Source organism: Brevibacillus sp. AG, from assembly GCF_028369215.1.
In the GTDB taxonomy this organism is placed as follows: domain Bacteria; phylum Bacillota; class Bacilli; order Brevibacillales; family Brevibacillaceae; genus Brevibacillus; species Brevibacillus porteri.
The window spans coordinates 170267-190411 of record NZ_JAQMYO010000007.1 but is presented as its reverse complement, the minus strand read 5'-3'; the positions used below and the strand labels follow the sequence as shown (position 1 = coordinate 190411).

The 20145-nt window shown below is 47.9% G+C and carries 19 protein-coding genes; 15 read left to right on the top strand and 4 right to left on the bottom strand.

The window, feature by feature from the left end; translation table 11 throughout:
- Positions 1-610: 610 nt before the first annotated feature.
- Complete coding sequence (locus POF51_RS19655; protein ID WP_069846058.1) at positions 611-1042, top strand: acyl-CoA thioesterase; 432 nt, start codon at positions 611-613, stop codon at positions 1040-1042.
- Between the two features lie 2 nt (positions 1043-1044).
- On the top strand, positions 1045-1440 hold the full coding sequence (locus POF51_RS19650) for an FxsA family protein (RefSeq protein ID WP_069846055.1): 396 nt from the start codon (positions 1045-1047) through the stop codon (positions 1438-1440).
- A 78-nt stretch (positions 1441-1518) separates the two neighbouring features.
- Here POF51_RS19650 and ytvI read toward each other — a convergent pair whose 3' ends face one another.
- A complete protein-coding gene (ytvI, locus tag POF51_RS19645) occupies positions 1519-2649 on the bottom strand; it encodes a sporulation integral membrane protein YtvI (RefSeq protein ID WP_069846052.1) in 1131 nt (376 codons plus the stop codon).
- 427 nt (positions 2650-3076) lie between these two features.
- Here ytvI and citZ point away from each other — a divergent pair, with 427 nt between their 5' ends.
- From citZ to POF51_RS19585, 12 genes are all read left to right on the top strand, one after another.
- Positions 3077-4189 carry a citrate synthase gene (citZ, locus tag POF51_RS19640; RefSeq protein WP_017250756.1) on the top strand — a complete coding sequence of 371 codons (1113 nt, stop codon included), beginning with the start codon at positions 3077-3079 and terminating at the stop codon, positions 4187-4189.
- A 153-nt stretch (positions 4190-4342) separates the two neighbouring features.
- Entirely contained in the window at positions 4343-5626 is a 1284-nt protein-coding gene (gene icd, locus POF51_RS19635) for an NADP-dependent isocitrate dehydrogenase (protein ID WP_017250757.1), read from the top strand.
- Positions 5627-5678: 52 nt separating this feature from the next.
- Entirely contained in the window at positions 5679-6617 is a 939-nt protein-coding gene (gene mdh, locus POF51_RS19630) for a malate dehydrogenase (protein ID WP_017250758.1), read from the top strand.
- Between the two features lie 598 nt (positions 6618-7215).
- Positions 7216-7911, top strand: a complete 696-nt coding sequence (locus POF51_RS19625; RefSeq protein ID WP_017250759.1) for a response regulator transcription factor — start codon at positions 7216-7218, stop codon at positions 7909-7911.
- A gap of 13 nt (positions 7912-7924) precedes the next feature.
- The gene (gene pnpS / locus POF51_RS19620; protein WP_069846050.1) at positions 7925-9688 is read left to right on the top strand and encodes a two-component system histidine kinase PnpS; all 1764 of its coding nucleotides are present in this window, start codon (positions 7925-7927) and stop codon (positions 9686-9688) included.
- Between the two features lie 107 nt (positions 9689-9795).
- On the top strand, positions 9796-10452 hold the full coding sequence (phoU, locus tag POF51_RS19615; protein WP_007725330.1) for a phosphate signaling complex protein PhoU: 657 nt from the start codon (positions 9796-9798) through the stop codon (positions 10450-10452).
- Positions 10453-10591: 139 nt separating this feature from the next.
- Complete coding sequence (locus POF51_RS19610) at positions 10592-11680, top strand: PRK06851 family protein (RefSeq protein WP_069846047.1); 1089 nt, start codon at positions 10592-10594, stop codon at positions 11678-11680.
- Between the two features lie 92 nt (positions 11681-11772).
- Positions 11773-12717 (top strand): VanW family protein, encoded by a 945-nt coding sequence (locus POF51_RS19605; RefSeq protein WP_069846044.1) that lies wholly within the window; start codon positions 11773-11775, stop codon positions 12715-12717.
- Positions 12718-13387: 670 nt separating this feature from the next.
- The gene (locus POF51_RS19600) at positions 13388-13816 is read left to right on the top strand and encodes a MarR family winged helix-turn-helix transcriptional regulator (RefSeq protein ID WP_012685124.1); all 429 of its coding nucleotides are present in this window, start codon (positions 13388-13390) and stop codon (positions 13814-13816) included.
- A 9-nt stretch (positions 13817-13825) separates the two neighbouring features.
- Positions 13826-14485: an HlyD family secretion protein gene (locus tag POF51_RS19595; RefSeq protein WP_069846040.1), complete on the top strand. Its 660-nt coding sequence runs from the start codon at positions 13826-13828 to the stop codon at positions 14483-14485.
- Between the two features lie 6 nt (positions 14486-14491).
- The gene (locus POF51_RS19590; protein ID WP_271755936.1) at positions 14492-15721 is read left to right on the top strand and encodes an efflux RND transporter periplasmic adaptor subunit; all 1230 of its coding nucleotides are present in this window, start codon (positions 14492-14494) and stop codon (positions 15719-15721) included.
- A gap of 15 nt (positions 15722-15736) precedes the next feature.
- Positions 15737-17311, top strand: a complete 1575-nt coding sequence (locus POF51_RS19585) for a DHA2 family efflux MFS transporter permease subunit (RefSeq protein ID WP_271755935.1) — start codon at positions 15737-15739, stop codon at positions 17309-17311.
- A 61-nt stretch (positions 17312-17372) separates the two neighbouring features.
- Here the strand turns inward: POF51_RS19585 and POF51_RS19580 are convergent, their stop codons facing one another.
- Positions 17373-17513, bottom strand: coding sequence for a hypothetical protein (locus POF51_RS19580; RefSeq protein WP_158265714.1), 141 nt, complete (start codon positions 17511-17513; stop codon positions 17373-17375).
- Positions 17476-18420 (bottom strand): DMT family transporter, encoded by a 945-nt coding sequence (locus tag POF51_RS19575; RefSeq protein WP_271755934.1) that lies wholly within the window; start codon positions 18418-18420, stop codon positions 17476-17478. The genes POF51_RS19580 and POF51_RS19575 overlap by 38 nt, the downstream gene beginning before the upstream one ends.
- A 130-nt stretch (positions 18421-18550) precedes the next feature.
- Here POF51_RS19575 and POF51_RS19570 point away from each other — a divergent pair, with 130 nt between their 5' ends.
- Positions 18551-19294 carry an N-acetylmuramoyl-L-alanine amidase family protein gene (locus tag POF51_RS19570; RefSeq protein WP_069846031.1) on the top strand — a complete coding sequence of 248 codons (744 nt, stop codon included), beginning with the start codon at positions 18551-18553 and terminating at the stop codon, positions 19292-19294.
- On the opposite strand, the gene POF51_RS19565 is transcribed toward POF51_RS19570, so the two are convergent.
- Positions 19265-20047: a divergent polysaccharide deacetylase family protein gene (locus tag POF51_RS19565; protein ID WP_271755932.1), complete on the bottom strand. Its 783-nt coding sequence runs from the start codon at positions 20045-20047 to the stop codon at positions 19265-19267. The two genes, POF51_RS19570 and POF51_RS19565, sit on opposite strands and share 30 nt — an antisense overlap.
- Positions 20048-20145: the final 98 nt, after the last annotated feature.

The window sequence follows — 20145 nt, the reverse complement described above, 5'->3', positions numbered from 1 at the left end:
GAATAAATAAGAGGCAGAGGTAGACTGAAAAAGTCAGTCTGCCTCTGTTTTTTATGTTTCTGTAGTGGAGAGAAGAATATTTCCAGTCTAGGCTCCAGGCTCCGTCCTGCTGGGGGTCAAGACTGCCCGCTCCGAAGGGATTCGCGGGGAAACGCAAAAGTGGTAGCTGCTTCGTAGTCCGGGCACGTTGCGTTTCTATTTCCCGCTCATTCCTTCTCCGCTCGGTAGGACTCCACAAGTCGCTACGCCTGGAAATATTCTTCTCTGGCGTAACTGAACTAGATTCTTCATTCTTTTAAGGATTTTAAACCACGGAGAACATGGAAAGCTCGTAGAGGAAACAGGAGAAAAAAGCGAAGATCTTTGGTACACCGACCGAGACGTAATGCAAAAAGCGAAACACGCTCTTAAGCGTCCACCTCTGAAATACATCCTGAGTGGATCACTTTGGACGCGGTTTCGCTTTTTGCATGGAGGCGGGCAGTGAATCCTTCAGCGGGTGGGACAAGAATCTGAGCGTTTTCTCCTGTTTCCTCCCCACCACAACAGCAACGTATTTTCTGGTCCTTCTATGGTACAATCATCGTATAGAGAAAGGAGCGATTCCAAAATGACTCCCATTATTCATTCCCATCGATTGCGCGTCCGCTATGGCGAAACCGATCAGATGGGTGTGGTCTACCATACGAATTACTTGAACTGGTTTGAAGTAGGAAGAACAGAATTGATTCGCTATGCGGGGATCACCTATCGTGAACTTGAGGAAAAAGGCGTACTTTTGCCTGTCACAGATGCGAACATCTCTTACAAACAGCCCGCCCGCTATGACGATGAGGTAGAAATACGGACACGTGTAAAAGAGATCAGTCCTGTCCGTCTCACTTTTTCTTACGAGATTGTTAGATGGCCTGACCAACAGTTGTTGGTGTCAGGAGAGACGATGCATGTATTTACCAACACAGCTTTGAGGCCGATTCGCTTGTCGCGAGCGGAGCCTGACATCTATGATTGGTTGGATTCCCAGCATAAAGGAGGGGAATAGACATGTTCCGTTTTTTTGCCATTCTGTTTGTCGTCGCGTTTGGATTAGAGCTTTGGGGGCTTATTACCATTGGATCGTGGATCGGTGGTTGGAATACAGTCGTGCTGGTCATTCTCACGGGGATCTTGGGAGCTTGGCTAGCGAGGCAGCAGGGGATGCAAGTATTCCGGATGGTCCAACACCAGTTGGCGCGTGGGCAAATGCCTACGGATTCGCTCATCGATGGTGTTTTGATCTTGATCGGTGGCATTTTGCTCTTGTTGCCTGGATTCGTCACGGATGTGATTGGACTGGTCTTCCTCATTCCGTACACACGGATGATTATTCGTCATCTGTTGAAGCGCTGGTTGTGGAACCTCATCTCGTCTGGTCGTGTTCAATTGTTTTTTCGCCGCTAATACAGCTATTCCCTATAAAAAAGAACCGCTACGAGCTGTGTGACATGCTGCTCGCAAGCGGTTCTTTATTACATTGGGTCAGGTTTTCTTTCCACGGATGTAGCCCCATACATCTTCGAAGACGTTGGCTTTTACCAAAGCATTGATCATGACGAGTGAAACAGGTCCGATGATCAAGCCCAAGAATCCGAACAGCTGGAGGCCGACAAACAGTGCGACCAGCGTGAGGAGAGGATCGAGCCCGACGTTTTCCGCAACGACTTTTGGCTCGATAATTTGCCGGAAAATCAAGACGATCCCGTACAAAATGGACAAGCCGATCACCATCGAGTAATTGCCTTTGAAAAACATGTAGATGATCCAAGGAACGAAGACGGTCCCGGTTCCAAGATAAGGCAAGAGATCGACCAAGCCCGTGATCAAGCCAATCGTAATTGCGTATTCGACACGCATGAACAACAGACCAATAATCACGATGGCAGCAGTTAAGGAGATGAGAGTCAGCTGCGCCTTGACGAATCCGAACAAGGCATTGCGCAAATCGATAAAAATCTGATCGAGACGGCTGTTTACCCCTTTTGGCAAAAGACGGCGAGCCCGCGCTTCCCAGAGAGCAAAATCTTTGGAGATAAAGAAGGCACCCATGATGGAAATGACGGAAACTGTTGCCATATTCGGGAGTGAGACAAGCAGGTTTTTCAATCCATCCAGGAATTTGACGATCAAGTCCTGTCCGACATTCGTGATAGTCGAGATCGCACTGCCTACCGTACTGGTAAGCTTATCCTTATAACTTGGATCGAGCTGATCGTAAAACCACTGAATCTGATTGTAAATGCCCATCAAGAAGTCTTGAGAAATCGTATTTTGCAAATAATGGGCTAGCTCCTGTGAAACGACTGGTAAACGTTTGGCAAGCTCTCCGATTTCCACGACCGTTTCCGTGATAATCAGTGTGACCACTCCGCCCGCGAGCAACATCAAAACCAAGAGCGCGATAATGACAGAAAGCCAGCGTGGAATCCTGAACTTTCTAGTCATGAACGTAACTGGTTTGTTGATGACGAGCGCAATGATTAAAGCGATTATAAATGGGTACAGTAAGGGTGTTGCATGTTGGAATACCCAAATCCCCACATAGACAAGTAGACAAACCCATAACAAGCGAATGATTTGAAAGAGGCGCTCTACCCAGTTTTCCTGATTCAAACGATTTCTCCTTTCCGCCGCGAAAGTGCGAACAAATTACTGATGTTTCTATTATGCAGCATGCCTGATAGGTGGAGCAAGAATCGCGAAAAAACAAAACTCCGTTTCACCCTTCGAAACATTTTTTCGCCAACCTTATTCACAAAATCGCAATAATCTTTTATAATTGGGTCGTCTTAGTGGATTCTTTTCTCTCGCCTCTCCCCTTACACGAGCGTCATTTTCATGTACGACCTTGTGAGGATTTGCGTGGATACATTCCCTGTCAAGAGTGGTGGATGAAAGAAACCGCTGCTTACAATTGCATAGATAGGATGTTCAAAAAGAGTCGTCTTTTTTGAACGTGATCAGGTCGTTTATCAGTCATGGCGGACAAGCGAAGACTAGATAAGCACTACTACTTGAGTGGAAAAGGAGAGGGAGTTCTATGACAACTACTCGTGGACTTGAAGGCGTTGTTGCCGCTCAATCATCCATCTGTTCGATCGTCGATGGGGTTCTTTGCTATGGCGGGATCAACATCGATGAGCTGGCAGAACATGCAACTTTTGAAGAGGTTGTATATTTGCTCTGGCATGGAGCGTTACCGAAGCGTGATCAGCTAGACGCTTTGAAAAAACAATTGGGTGAAAATGCAGCAGTGGCCCAAGAAGTGCTGGAAAGCATTCGCCACTATCCAAAAGGCGTACACCCAATGGCGGCGTTGCGCACAGCTGTCTCTTCGCTAGCGCTCTACGACACAGAAGCGCAAGATATGTCTCCTGAAGCCAACTATCGGAAATCTATCCGTCTGATGGCACAAACTCCTACCTTGATCGCTGCTTACGAGCGTATGCGTAAAGGTCTGGAGCCAGTAGCTCCACGTGCAGATTTCACGATTGCACAAAACTTCCTCTACATGCTCACAGGCCAAGAGCCAACAGAAACGGCTGTTAAAGCATTTGACGTTGCTCTGATCCTGCATGCTGACCATGAGTTTAATGCATCTACATTCTCTGCTCGCGTATCTGTTGCGACTCTGACTGACATTTATTCCGGTATCGTGTCCGCAATCGGTACGCTCAAAGGCCCTCTGCATGGCGGCGCTAATGAAGCAGTAGCGAAAATGCTGAACGAAATCGGCGGAATGGCTAACGTAGAATCCTATATCCGCACCAAGCTGGATAACAAGGAAAAAATCATGGGCTTCGGACACCGTGTATACAAAGACGGTGACCCACGTGCGAAATGGCTGAAAGACATGTCCAAAGCACTGACCGCGCAAATCGGTCGCCCTGAGCTGTATGAGATGTCTGTGAAGATCGATGAAATGATTTCCGGCGAAAAAGGCTTGAAGCCAAACGTTGACTTCTACTCCGCATCTGTTTACATCTCACTCGGTCTTGAAACAGACCTGTTCACACCGATCTTTGCCATCAGCCGTATGTCCGGTTGGACGGCACACATCATGGAACAGTATGAAAATAATCGCCTGATCCGTCCTCGCGCGGATTACACCGGTCCGGTCAACCAACACTACGTTCCGATTGACCGCCGCTAAGAACTCGCTATTTTCGAGCGTGGAGGGCAGGTGGTCAGCCAGGCTGATCGCTCCTGAGCGCAAGCTTGAGAACTACCACAAGTGAGTGGTAGTTCTCCTACGTCTGGAAATATTCATAATCACCTAATATATATAACACTGGAGGGATTTTTTGTGTTTAAAAACCTGACGCAACCAACTGTAGGCGAAAAAATTACTGTGGATAACGGTAAATTGGTAGTTCCAAACAATCCGATCATTCCTTTCATCGAGGGTGACGGTACTGGCCCTGATATCTGGAAAGCTTCCGTTCGCGCTCTGGATGCAGCTGTAGAAAAAGCTTACAAAGGCGAGAAGAAAATCGCTTGGTTCGAAGTATTCGCAGGTGAAAAATCCTTCAACCAATACAACGAGTGGCTGCCAGAAGATACTCTGACTGCTGTTCGTGAATACCTGATCGCAATCAAAGGTCCTTTGACTACACCAGTAGGTGGCGGTATCCGTTCCATCAACGTAGCACTGCGTCAAGAGCTGGATCTGTATGCTTGCGTACGTCCTGTTCAATACTTCGATGGTGTTCCATCCCCAGTGAAACATCCTGAATTGACTGACATGGTAATCTTCCGCGAGAACACTGAAGACATCTACGCTGGCGTAGAGTGGGCTGAAGGTACTCCAGAAGTGAAAAAAGTAATCGACTTCCTGCAAAACGAAATGGGCGTGAAGAAAATCCGCTTCCCAGAAACTTCTGGTATCGGTATCAAGCCTGTTTCCAAAGATGGTACAGAGCGTCTGGTTCGTGCAGCGATCGACTACGCGATCGAAAACAAGCGCAAATCTGTTACCCTCGTGCACAAAGGCAACATCATGAAGTTCACGGAAGGTGCTTTCAAAAGCTGGGGATATGCACTGGCTGAAGCAGAATACGGCGACAAAGTGTTCACTTGGGCTCAATACGATCGCATCAAAGCTGAAGGCGGCGACGCTGACAAAGCACAAAAAGAAGCAGAAGCAGCTGGCAAAATCATCGTGAAAGATGTTATCGCTGACGCGTTCCTGCAACAAATCCTGACTCGTCCAGCTGAGTACGATGTAGTAGCAACACTCAACCTGAACGGTGACTATGTATCTGACGCACTGGCTGCACAAGTAGGCGGTATCGGTATCGCTCCAGGTGCAAACATCAACTACCTGACTGGCCATGCGATCTTCGAAGCAACTCATGGTACAGCTCCAAAATACGCTGGTTTGGATAAAGTAAACCCATCCTCCGTGATCCTGTCCGGAGAAATGATGCTGCGTCACCTGGGCTGGAACGAAGCAGCTGACCTGATCATCAATTCCATGGAAAAAACCATCTCCGCGAAAACAGTAACATACGATTTCGCTCGTTTGATGGAAGGCGCACAAGAACTGAAATGCTCCGAGTTTGCTGACGCTCTGATTCAAAACATGTAAGATAGATTTGGGTACAAATTTTTACACTTACATTTTTGGAGGGGAATAGTTCATGGCATTCAACCGTAAAAAAATCGCTGTTATCGGTAGTGGCTTCACTGGTGCAACAACTGCATTCATTTTGGGGCAAAAAGAGCTGGGCGACATAGTATTGGTTGACATTCCGCAACTGGAAAACCCAACAAAAGGTAAAGCGCTCGACATGATGGAATCCTCACCAGTATTAGGCTTTGATGCAAGCATCACAGGTACTGCGAACTATGAAGACATCAAAGATGCTGATCTCGTCATCATCACAGCAGGTATTGCCCGCAAGCCTGGCATGTCCCGCGATGACCTGGTTAACACCAATGCTGGCATTATGAAATCTGTTGCAGAGCAAGTAAAAACATATGCACCTAACTCTATCGTGCTCGTACTGTCCAACCCAGTTGACGCGATGACGTACACCTTCTTCAAAACGTCCGGCTTTCCGAAAGAACGCGTAATCGGTCAATCCGGCGTTCTGGATACGGCTCGTTTCCGTACCTTCGTGGCTATGGAGTTGAACGTATCTGTAGAAGACGTAACAGGCTTCGTTTTGGGTGGTCACGGTGATGACATGGTTCCATTGGTTCGCTACTCTTATGCTGGTGGTATCCCATTGGAAAAATTAATCCCGAAAGACCGTCTGGATGCCATCGTAGAGCGTACCCGCAAGGGCGGCGGCGAGATCGTAAACCTTTTGGGGAACGGTTCCGCTTACTACGCACCTGCGGCTTCCTTGGTACAAATGGCTGAAGCCATCATCAAGGACAAAAAACGCATTCTGCCATCCATCGCTCTTCTGCAAGGAGAATACGGCTACAACGATCTCTACCTGGGGGTACCGACTCTGCTCGGCGCAAACGGGATCGAGAAAATCATCGAATTGGATTTGACTGCCGAAGAGAAAGCAGCTCTCGACAAGTCTGCTGACTCTGTACGCAGCGTCATGGCTGTTTTGAAATAAGATCCATACATGTAAGACGCCTTTCTATGGGAAGGCGTCTTTTTTGCTTGATAAAGTGGCTCTAGTGGGGGAAGAAGCGAATTCCCAGTCTACGCTTCGGCCTACGCCCTGCAAAGGGGATTGACTGTCCGCTCCAGAGGCGCTTGGCCTGGAAATTCGCTTCTTCTACGCAGCTTTTTCTTTATCTTAAAGTAGAATCTAAGAAGTGCCTTCAAAAGCTCCGCTGTGTTGACTTGCAAAACGTACTAAAAGCACGAAATACATCCACAGCTGTAGGAAAGCACTGTCACATGTTTGGAAGGAGACCGCCCGAACGAAGAGAGGATACAGGCGACTGGAAAACATGTGGCAGGGCTTCTCCCGAGCACTATAGCTGGAAGACAACTAAGATTTTTAAAGTAGATACCTTTACCTAAAAGCGGAATACTATTGCCAAGCAATAAGTTCTATATGCCCTTTCAGCATGTCTTTACAAAAAAATTACTTGTTTTCCGCAATGAGCCTTGGCAGACTGAGTATTGTAGAGAGAAGCATTTTTCAGGGGACGTAGGTTAGAAAATCGAGCGCAAGCATTGCAACGCTAGGGGGAAACAGACAGATGATTAAAGTATTAGTAGTGGATGACGAAGCTTCCATTGTAAAGCTATTGCAATTTAATCTTGAAAAATCAGGTTTTCAGGTCGTGACTGCTTTTGACGGTAAACAGGCCTTGGACATGGTCAAGAGCGAGCAGCCTGATTTTATCATTCTTGATTTGATGCTTCCCAAGATGGATGGAATGGATGTATGCAAAACCTTGCGCCAGGAACGCAATAATACCCCGATCTTGATGCTTACAGCGAAAGATGATGAGCTCGACAAGATTTTGGGGCTTGAGCTTGGTGCTGATGATTATTTGACAAAGCCTTTTAGCCCGAGAGAAGTAATTGCCCGCGTGAAGGCCATCCTGCGGCGGTTTCAGACCACACCAGAAGCGACTACAGCGCCTCAAGATGTGTTGCTCCAATTTGGGGATATTCGCATCTATCCGGAGAAATACGAAGTGTTTTGTAAAGACGTGAAGGTTGAGCTGACGCCAAAGGAATTCGAGCTGCTTAACTATTTAGCGAGCCACCAAGGGCGTGTACTGACGCGCGATCAATTGTTGAACGCTGTTTGGAACTACGATTTCATCGGGGATTCTCGAATTGTAGACGTGCATGTCAGTCATTTGCGCGAAAAGCTTGAGGATGACACGAAGAACCCGAAATACATCAAAACAGTTCGCGGATTAGGATACAAATTGGAAGGATAACGGAGGATTTACCTTGACTCGCTTTCGAATCAAACTCACTTTGACTATTTTGGGTTTAATCTCTCTCGTACTATTGGTGATGGGGATGTATTTTGCCAAAGTGCTGGAGAATTCCTACCTCCAATCACTGAATGAGCTATTGTCCCGCGAGTCGAAGCTCATCTCTCAGGCGGTCCGTTTCCCGAACGTCTTTACCGATAAAGCGACGTTAGCGGATCGGGTCACACAAGTAGCGCCAACGGATGAAGTACGGATTACCATTATCGACAAGGACGGTCAGGTGATGTACGACAACTCCTCTCACTCGGAAGAGATGGAAAACCATCATGATCGACCGGAGATGATGGCAGCGTTAAAAGGAGAAACAGGGATTTCCCGCCGTTTCAGTGAGACGCTTGGCTATGACATGATGTACGTTGCAGTACCTGTTGAACTGAACAACGAAATATTCGGTGTTGTTCGTTCAGCGATGTCGATGAAAGATATTACCGATACGATCCACAAGATGTGGTACAGCTTGCTCACCGGTTTATTGGTTACTTTGGTAGTCGGATCGATTGTCGTTTCCCGCATTTCCTTTTCCATTATTCGTCCGATCGAGGAGATCACCCGGGTAGCCCGTAACATTACACAGCGCCAATACGAGAGCCGTGTGAGAATCAAAGCAAAGGATGAGATTGGTCAGCTTGCAGGAGCGATCAACTTCATGGCATCGAGCCTGGAGCAGCAGATGTACGAAATCTCGGAGAATCAGCAGCGCCTAGCAGGTGTGCTGACCAATATGACGAGTGGCGTGATCTTCATTTCTGAGCAACGTCGGATCATGCTAGTCAATCCCGCCGTTGAAAAGCTGTTGGGAACTGCTGGACATGAGATCGTAGGGAAGCTGCATATCGAGGCAGGCAAGAGCTTTGGGCTCAGCCAATACATCGACAGGTGTCTCGACAGAAGCGAGAAGTTCCGCCAAGAGGTACACATCTATTACCCGCAGGAACGCATCCTTGACGTGAATTTTGCTCCCTATATTAACTTCAAGGGGGAGTCGAGGGGTGTAGTCGTGGTGCTGCATGACATCACCGACATTCGCCGCTTGGAGAAGATGCGCAGTGATTTTGTGGCTAACGTATCGCATGAGCTACGCACGCCGATTACCTCGATCAAGGGCTTCACGGAGACCTTGCTTGAAGGGGCGATGCAGGACGAGGAAACATGTCGCAACTTCCTGCAAATCATCTCAGATGAGAGCGAGCGACTCTACCGGATGATCCGCGATATTTTAGACCTGTCCAAAATCGAGCAGAAGCGAATCCCCTTGCATCTGAGTCAGGTTCACTTGCAGGATTTGATCAGTTCGGCAGTTGCCATCATGCATGACCAGGCACAGCGCAAGGAATTGACGATCACACTCCCTTCACCGAAGCCAGATATTTGGTTGATGACGGATAAGGATTGCTTGCAGCAAATCATCTTGAATCTGTTGACGAATGCGATCGCCTATACGCCAGAAGGTGGAAAAATCAACGTTAAGACACAGGCAGACAGCGAAAACATCACCATTCAAGTTATGGATACCGGGATCGGCATTCCGGAAAAGGATCTCACGCGTATCTTTGAAAGGTTTTATCGCGTAGACAAGGCGCGTAGCCGCGATTCAGGTGGAACAGGTTTGGGCCTCGCAATTGTGAAGCATCTCGTGGAAAATTTGCACGGACATATCAGTGTGGAGAGCAAGGAAGGAAGAGGGACAACCTTCTCAGTTACACTTCCCCTTACCTAAAAAGCTGCTGCAAAAACATTTACACAAACAAAATAGTAGCTTTACTTCTACAATACAATCGCCTTGTACCATTTGACATGTCAGACACTAGAAGGGGGAAGAGGGAAATGTCACGGCACGCTTTTGAAGAACAGCAGGATGTACTGCACCGCAAGCTCATGACGATGGGCACATTGGTGGAAGAAGCTATTCATAAATCCATTAAGAGTCTGGTTGAGCGGGATGCTGAACTGGCTGAACAGGTTATCGCAAGCGATCCTGTGATCAATGAGTTGGAGCAAGAAATACAGAGCGATTGCTTCCGTCTCATTGCATTGCAGCAGCCAGTCGGAGGTGACTTGCGACGCTTGGGAACCATGTTGAAGCTGGTGACGGATTTGGAGCGAATGGGTGATCATGCCGTTTCCATTGCGAAGACGACCCGACGCTTGATGGCGGACCCGTACGTGAAACCCCTCATCGACATTCCGATGATGGCTGATCACGTCAAGGCTATGGTGCGCGATTGCTTAAATGCGTATATTGCACGCAATAAAGAAGCGGCAGAAGAGATTGCCGCACGCGACGACATTGTTGATAAACTGTACTCCACGATTTTCCATGATCTGATTGAATTGATGACGAAAAACAGTCAGGCCATTTCGCAAGGAACGCATTTGCTCTTGGTCGCGCAATATTTGGAACGGATTGCCGATCATGTTACGAACATCTGCGAATGGATTATTTATATGTCGACTGGTAAAATGACGGATTTGAATAAATAATACCCGCATGACAAAAAGCCGCCGTGAGCTATGAATAATAGCTTGCAGCGGCTTTTTGTAGACAGACGCCTATTTCCCCTATTGTGCATACAATACATCGTTTCAACCGCAGCGAGAAGATGTACAGGAGGGAAAAGCAATGACGAACAAAGTGCGCCATATATATGCCGCAGGGAATACTGCGCGAGGATACAAGACATTTTATGACTCCGTATTGGAAGGCTTGGAGCGCGTTTATATTTTGACAGGGACAGTGGAAGGAATTACATCGCCACTGATCGAGTCGATTGGAAATCAAATGGCACGAAAAACAAACGAAGTGGAGTGGATTCATTCCCCTTTTGTGAACGGACAGTTTGATGGTGTCATTTTTCCTCACTATAAAGTAGCGATCATGGACGGGAGCTATCCGCGCATGTGGAGACCAGCTTCCCCTGGCGTAACAGAAATTCAAGTCAATTTGCAGGCGATGGTAGACGTTGATCAGCTCGTGGATGACAAAGACCGGATCGCCGCCTGGTACGAAGAGATTTTTAACAAGAGTGAAGAAGCTTATCTGGCTTTTGGCGAAGCACTGCGCATCCATGATGAGTGGGAAGCCCCTTACATTGAAAACCTGGACAGAGAAGAAGCCAATCGCGTCACGGAAGAAGTCATCGCGCTATTCTTCAGAGATGAGCAGCTAGAGAAGAAAGCAAAAGTTCGGCGTATGTACTTGGGGGCTGCCACTCCACAGGGACCAGTCGATCATATCATGAAGCTGACAGACCAATTGCAGAAACGTTACTTCATCAAGGGCAGACCAGGCTCTGGCAAGTCAACCATGCTGAAAAAGCTGGTGAAGGAAGCCCAGACACGGGGTTTTGATGTGGAAGTGTACCATTGTGGTTTGGACCCACACAGCCTTGATATGGTGATTGTACCTGAGAAGAGCCTCGCTATTTTTGACAGTACGGCTCCGCATGAGTATTTTCCTAGCAAAGAGACGGATGAGGTTATTGATATGTACGAACGCGCGATTACCCCAGGAACCGATGAGAAATATGAAGAAGAATTATTGGATATTAAGGTAAGATATAGCCAAAAAATAAAAGAGGCCACAGCCAATCTTGTCGCTGCCAAAGAGCTGCGTGACCAGTTAAACACCACGTACCAGGAAGCTGTTGACCAGCAGCGTTTAAAGGCTGTTTCGCAAGCTCTCGTAAGCAGACTGACAAAGATGGGCTAATGGTATTTAGGTCGTAGAATGAAACCTGTTCGACTGCTCATACTACAATAACGGAAGATGATCGTTGTTGGAGAATGGAGGTGAGCAGCCGGATGGGTTTTGCTATGACGTTGGCTCTGTTACTGTTAATCAATCCCCTCGACCCGACGAATTTTTTGCAGATAGAGATGGAGGACAAGACGGTAGCTATTCTCAATCGTGCTGATTATTCTCTTCCCTTTGATGGTGTTCCTTTGGTTGATGAAAGCAAGCTTGCGCGAATGGTGGAAGAGGTGGCGAAAAAAGCCCACATCGAGCCCATCAATGCGACGATTAATAACGCCGGGGCCATTGTTCCAGAAACCAAGGGAAGAAGGTTAGATGACCTGGCATTTCGCGCACGCTTTTACGATTATTTTTACGGTACGGGAGCCGCAAGCATGAATGTTAGCTACAAAGAGGTATTCCCAAAGGTAGACAAGGCTCTCATGAGTCAGGTTCGGAAAAAAAGGATCGGACAGTATGCGACTTATTTCAATGCAGGCAACCGGAATCGTGTACACAACATCAAACTCGCCTCGCAGGCGATTAACAATTACGTTGTCTTGCCAGGAGAAATTTTTTCTTTTAATAAGGTAGTGGGCCAGCGTACAAAAGAAAAAGGGTATTTGCAGGCGCCTATTATTGTTAGAGGAGAGCTGTCGGAAGGCATCGGGGGAGGAATCTGCCAAGTATCGTCTACTTTGTTCAATGCGGTAGACCAGGCGGGCTTGCACATTATGCAGCGTTATTCTCACAGTCGAAACGTAGCGTACGTACCTCCAGGCCGTGATGCAACCGTTAGCTGGTACGGCCCTGATTTTGTGTTTCAAAACAAATACGCCTATCCGGTCTTGATCCGGGCGATCGCGAGCAACGGAAGCATGTACGTGACGGTTCACTCTTTCCCAGAAATTGAGCATGAGCCACGAAATGTACCAAGCGTACGCCGCACGACCCCTGAGGAAGCACTGGATGCTCCATCTATTTTGCATGAAAATGGGCCGACAATTCCTTGAGGGTAAAGGGGGTGTCGGTTTTTCTATTTTAGTACGAGGCTGCGGTGGGGAGAAGAATATTTCCAGTCTAGGCTCCAGGCTCCGTCCCATGGGGATGCTTGGGGTGGCCGCTCCGAAGGGATTTGCGGGGAAACGCAAAAGTGGTAGCCGCTTCGTCGCGTGGGCACGTTGCGTTTCTTTTGCCCGCAAATCCCTTCTCCGCTCGGTAGGACTCCACAAGTCGCTACGTCTGGAAATATTCTTCTCTGGCGTAACTGCGCACATTCATCAATCTTTTAAGGCATTTAAGATCCGTTTAACACGGAAAGCTCGTAGAGGAAACAGGAGAAAAAAGCGAAGATCTTAGGGACACCGCCCGAGGCGCAATGAAAAAAAGAGAAACAAGCTCTTAGCGTCCACCTCTGAGACACCCCATGAATGGACCACTTTGGACGCGGGTTTCGCTTTTTTTCATGGAGCTGGACAGTCAATCCCACAGTAGGTGGACCTAGAATCTGAGCGTTTTCTCCTGTTTCCTCCCCACCACGACAGCCCGCCCAACGCATGCTTTTAAAAGGTTACCTAATTAAAGTTTAACCTAAAGAAATAGTTGCCACGGATAGAAAAACATCGTATAGTTTTCATGTGATAAATTTCGTGTACGAAATATTACTTAAGAAAGGAGTGCGCTATGAATAAATCACTGCATATTCGGGACTTGTTAAAACGGTTGAACAAGACATTTGGAACAATGGCCACAAAAGAACTGTCCCAATATGGTGTGACTGTCCCGCAGCTAATGGTCATTCGAGAAATACACCCTGATCCCAAAACGATCGGTCAGATAAGCAAAGCCGTAGACTTATCGTACAGCACCGTTTCTGGCATCATAGATCGTTTGGAACGAGAACAACTCGTAGAACGCGTACGTGATGAGAATGACCGGCGTGTTGTCTGGATTCGTAAAACACCGAAGATTTCGGAGCTGTTCGCAAAGGTTGATTTTTTCTCAGAGAACTTTTACAAGCGTATTTTCCATGGATTTTCTGATGAGGATTTAGACATCATTATTCAGTCGATGGAAACATTGATTGCGAAACTAGAAGAACGAGAAAGTTGAGGAGAAACCATGAAGCGAAAACTGGTTTTGTATGTCATTTTGCTCCTGTTCGTGGCAGGTGGTGGAGGAATCGGTTACTACTATTGGTATCAAGGTGCACATTATGTGACCACACAAGATGCTCGGATTGCGGGAGACATTTATCGCGTCATGCCCAAAATGACAGGCAAACTGACCGGACTCGCTGTCAAAGAAGGCGACACCGTTATAGCGGACCAAATCGTAGGGCAGCAAGATACAACTAACGTAGCAACGACGATGTTGGAAAACAGTGTGTTGCGTTCTCCCATTACAGGTACCGTGATTAAAACGCAAGCAAAAGAGGGAGAGATTGTTTCGACAGGGCAATCGGTAGCTCTCGTGATGGACGAAAACAAATTGTACATCTCCGCCAATTTGGAAGAGACTGAGATCGAACGGTTGAAACTCGGCCAAAAAGTCGATTTTACGATTGACGCTTACCCAGGTAAGAAATTGGGCGGTCATTTGATGGAGATCGGAAAGGCGACGAATTCTACATTTTCCTTGATGCCAGCGACCAACACGAGCGGGAACTTCACCAAAGTAACCCAGCGTATCCCGATCAAAATCGCTATAGATGACACAGCAGGTCTGGACCTCGTGGCCGGATTGAATGCCGAGATCAAAGTGCACGTGAAGGAGATGTAATCAAGCATGAAAAAGACAGCACAATGGAAAACAATCGCTGCAGTCATGGCAGCCGTTTCTATTATTACGGCGGGCTGTAGCGAGACATCTTCTGCATCGCAAACGAGCGAGAGCGTCCCTGTCGTGAAGACGTGGAAGGTGACCTCTGCCTCTACGGGTGTCATCGCCAACGGTAAGGTGGCAGCATCTGAAGAGATCCAAGTCGTTTCTAAAGTATCTGGAAAAGCAGCGAGCGTGAAAGTAAAAGAAGGTGCAGTCGTCAAGCAGGGCGATGTACTGGTCACGCTGGAGGCAGCTGATTATCAGCAGCAGATCAATCAGGCACAAGCAGCCATTGCAGGCGCTCAGGCAAAGCTGAGAGATACGAAAGCAGGTGCGCGCAATGAGCAGCTGACACAGCTTGGGAGTATTGTCACCCAGGCAGAAGCCAGCATGAAGGTGGTCGAGAGCAACTACAATCGGATGAAAGCACTTTTTGATGCAGGCGCATTGTCCCAGGCTGAGCTGGAAAAATCTTCGCTGGAATTGGAAAAGGCGCGTACAGGTCTTGAACAAGCGCAAGCTCAATACGATCTGGCAAAAGCAGGCCCAACTGCCGACACGGTAGCGGCTCTGCAAGCAGAAGTAAGCCGTTTGGGCTCCAATCTGGAGCTGGCGAAAAGCAATTATGACAATACCATTATTCGTGCGCCAATCACAGGTATCGTCGCCAAGCGCTCGGTTGACCCGGGAGAAATGGCAGCGGCGGGGACACCTCTCATGGTCCTAGTGAATATGGCAGATGTCAAAGTAGAAGCAAGCGTACCGGAAAACCAAATCAACCAAGTGAAGGTAGGCTCTACTGTTGATGTGAAGGTAGGCAGTCTGGGGGGAAAAGTGCTGAAAGGTACCGTTGAGTTTGTCTCTCCGATTTCGGATACCAACAGCAGTTCTTTCCCAGTCAAAGTGAAGGTAAATAATCAGGACGGCTTGCTGCGCGCAGGTATGGTAGCAGAAGTCATGCTCCAAGGTCAGGCAACGCCAGGAACAAAATTACCGACGTCAGCTGTACTGGAGAAGGACAGCAAGCATTACATCTATACCGTAAGCGACAACGTTGTACACCAGGTAGAAGTTGCGGTAGAGAACGCAAGCGGCGACTGGACAACTGTCACGAATGGCGTCAAAGACAATGATCAAATTGTACTGAACCCGACAGACAAACTGTCCGAGGGCAGCAAGGTGATCGCAAACTAACGGGGGTGTTGACACATGGCGGAAGCGGTGGCACACCGAGAGGAGAAAAGCGGGAACAGCGGCATGTGGCTGTCTCTTGTCGCCATCCTCTCAGGAACCTTCGTTGCGATTCTGAACAATAGCTTGATTAACGTTGCCCTGCCTGCCATGGTCAATATTTTTGGTTCGACTACCGAGACCATGCAGTGGGTATTGACCGGATATATGCTGGCAAACGCCGTCATGATTCCGATGAGCGGCTCGTTGTCTGCCAAATTCGGGGCGAAAAAAATATTTGTACTCTCCTTATCCGCGTTTACATTTTCGTCCATCCTTTGTGCCTTGGCGTGGAGTGACTCTTCGCTGATTGCTTTTCGCGTCGTACAAGGTGTCAGCGGGGGGATGATCATGCCAATCGGAATGTCGATGATTTACATGATCGTTCCGCGTGAAAAGATCGGAATGGCATTGGGGATATTCGGGATTGCTTCCATGACAGCCCCTGCGCTGGGCCCGACATTTGGTGGATATCTCATCGAATTTTTAAGCTGGCAATTTCTTTTTCTGGTCGGTGTACCCTTTGGTATTTTTGCGGTGATCATGAGTATTGTTCTGCTCAAGGAAACGCCGAAAAAGCCAGAGTTAAAGTTCGACTTTTTGGGAGCATTTCTTGCCATCGTCGGTTTCGGGACGCTGCTGCTCGCCTTCAGTAAAGGGCAAGCAGAGGGCTGGACCTCCTTTTTCATCGTCAGTCTGTTTTTCGTTGCCGTGATGAGCTTGATCCTGTTTGTTTGGGTAGAGCTGGGGAAAGAAAGTCCGCTGCTCGATTTGCGGCTTTTGAAGATTCCTACCTTCACCATCAGTATTTTGACTTCGGGCTTCGTCATGATGGGGATGATGGGCGGTATCTTCCTGATGCCGATTTTCCTCCAGAACATTCAGGGATTGACGGCCATGGAGTCTGGAATTCTGCTGATGCCGCAATCGATTGCCATGGCGATCATGATGCCAATCAGCGGAAAGCTGATGGATAAATACGGAATCGGACCGATTGGGTTGATCGGCTTGACCATCATGAGCATCACGACGTACGAACTGCACACTCTATCTGCTGACAGCATGCATTCGTGGATCGATATGATCTTGACCATTCGCGGGATTGGAATCGGATTGTGCATGATGACGCTGTCTACCGTAGGGATGAACGCCGTTCCACGTGCAAGTGTGGGAGATGCCTCTCCGCTGTCCAACGTATTGCGCCAAGTCATGAGTTCGTTTGCCATTGCGATTTTGACAGTCATCATGCAGGCGCGTCAAAATTTCCATATGGCCTCAATCTCTGACAACTTGAATACGGATATGGCGATGCAGTTTATCAGTGGCATTTCAGGAATGTATGCACAAGTAGGGGTAGATGCGGCGAGTGCGACAGGGGGAGCCAGCGCGATTTTGTACGGAATGATGGCAAAAGAATCGTTGGTCCAAGGCATCGGGGATACTTTCCTCGTCTCCGTTATCCCTATTGTCCTCTCGATTCCACTTCTGTACTTCCTGCATAAAAAGCCGAAAAAAACGCAACAGGTGCCAGCAACCGAAAAGGCAACAGCCTAATAGCAAGGGGCAATTCCGCAAGTCTTATCGAAGACTTCTTTGGAATTGCCCCTTTTGCCTGTTAGGACATCATTTTAAATAACCAGTACAAAATCCGTCCTACGATGTAGCCAAGAAGAACTGTCCAGCCAATCTTCGCCCAAATACTCAGTCCCTTGACGAATTCACGCAAGCTTTTTCGGTTCTCCGGTTGCTTGTTCAATGGAGGACACTCCTTTAGCAGGTTGGTTAAAACGAATGAACACATAAATGCCGGCGATAATGATCAGGCCGCCGATCCATTGCGGAGGTGTTACCACTTCACCCAAGATGAAGTAAGCGAGAATCGCAGTCCCAATCGGTTCTCCCAAAATCCCCATGGATATCGTCGTCGTATTGAGCCATTTAATGATCCAGTTAAAAATAGAATGTCCAAGCAAGGTCGGGAACAGGGCGAGACAGAAGAACCAGCCCCAATCCGCCGCAGGGTAACCGACGAGCGAATACCCGAGTGCCAGATCATAGGCGACCAGAATCACGCTGGTAGCTGTATAGACGACGAGTGTGTAGGCAAAGGAGGACATATGCTGGCGAACGTACTGCCCGACCAGCCAGTAGCCCGTCACAGTGACAGCTCCCATCAATGCGAGGAAATCACCCCACAGAGCCATGCCGCCTACTTGAAAGTCTCCCCAGCCAATCACAAAGCTTCCCGCAATCGCCAGCAAGCCGCCGGATAGAGCCAGAAATCGAACTTTTTCACCAAAAAAGAAATAACCGCCGATGAATGCAAATAATGGCTGCAAGGTAACGAGCACAGTAGAACTGGCTACAGACGTGTAGTTCAGCGATTCAAACCACAACAGAAAGTGGCTTGCCAAAAAGGCCCCGGATAAAATACAGAGTAGCCACACTTTTTTGGACATTTTTCCAATCTCTGCGATGGCGCCACGATTCCAGAATAAAAAAGGAAGTGTTAAGAGAACAGAAAAAATCAGGCGATACGTAGCGATAATCGGAGCAGGCGCATCCGATAGCTTTACAAAGATCGCAGAAGAGGAAATGGCGATCACCCCGATTAAGAGAGCCAAATATGGGGGGAATAACGGTTTTTCCAAAGATTGATTCATCAGTACACCTTCTTATGCGGGTAAGGTCATGGTTCATTATTGTAATTGTACAGTTGGATTAAAAAATTCACAATGTTATGTGTACCTCGCCGTTTGAAAGGTTTCTTTTCAATCCGGTTATCCTACTGGCATGAGAAACTTACAGGCTATTTTCCGTATCGCTGCTTTCATACTTATCCTCATCTGTATCCCGACGAGAAGCGAAGCATTGCCGCTCACCCCCTTTCACATTTTGATTGATGTAGGTCATGGGGGTGTAGACTCGGGAACTTCTTATGGGGATTTGTACGAAAAAGACATCAACCTGCAAATTGCCAAGCAACTATACGAACAGTTGACAGAAGCTGGCTATACGGTGGCCTTGAATCGGAACAAAGATATCGCACTGAGCGATGAGAATCGGTGGTTGGACAACCGATCGAGGCATATTCGGGATTTGGCGCAGCGGAAGAATTTGGCGAAAGAGATCGGTCCACAGATGTTGCTCAGCCTGCATGTAAACTGGGCGTCTAATCCGCGGCGACGGGGCGCCATTCTCTTGTACCAAGATACCGAACAAAGCTATATGCTGGCAGAGCTGCTGCAAAACTCGCTGAACAAGTTGACAGGGACGAACAACCAACCAGTCAGGGGGAAGACGTACTACATGTTGCGTCATAACTACTGTCCGTCTGTCATCGTGGAGATGGGTTTTATCAGCAATGCGCATGACCGCGAAATGTTAACGAATTCCAAAGCACAAGAAAAAATCGCTCAGGCCATTACAGAAGCCGTGAGCGAGTACGTAAAGCTGTCGGGAAATCTGAAAACGGAGGCTCGTGTGAAGGAGAGCTGGTGGCGAAAATTAATGAGCAGTTTGCTGGATAAGCTTTGAAATGGTTACAAATTCGGCCTCCTTCTGAATTCGCGGGATATACTGGCGCAGAACGGAGGCTGTTTTCTTGCCAGGAGGCCCAACATGGCCTATCGCGATACATAGGGGATGGTTGTGGATTCGTTTGCAAACGAGCTCCATTTGCTTCGTAATATGTGGGACAGAGTACACGTCATCGAGAAAAATTTGATTCACTGCATGAGGCACGCCCATTTCAGCCGCTATTTTCGCCGCCACGCTTTTATCAGTGGTCTTGCTATCCAGGTAAATGAGCCCACGCTCCTTGACGACCTTCATGATGATACGCATGATTCTCTCGTCAGCGGTTATTTTTGACCCCATATGGTTGTTCATGCCAATCGCATGTGGGACATCGTCAATCGCTTTTTCCACGCGGCTGCGAATCTCATCGTCGGACAGATCAGCCGTAATGGCTCCAGGACCGAGCCAGGAGCGTTTTCCTTTCATCGGTTCCATCGGCATGTGAAGGAGTACATCATGTCCTTTTTGATGGGCGAGCTCGGCATCCTGCTTGGTGCTTGGCAGAAACGGCATGACGGCAACAGTGAGAGGGACTGGCATTGATAATATTTCCTCCGTGCCTTGCATGTTGTTCCCGAAGTCATCAATGACAAATGCCATCAGCTTTTTGCCTGCGGGCTCGGCATCTGCATGTGGGGTCGCTGTTGCTGGTATTGACCCGAAGGAAAGAAATAGCGTGAGTAAGAGCGGAATCAATTTCCTCGCATTCATAGGATCACCTTCCTTGTCCAATTTTTTTCATAGTCTGTTCAATCACCTTGTTCTTTACCCGCCATATCTACGGCTTGGCTTTGATGTTTGCCCTATGT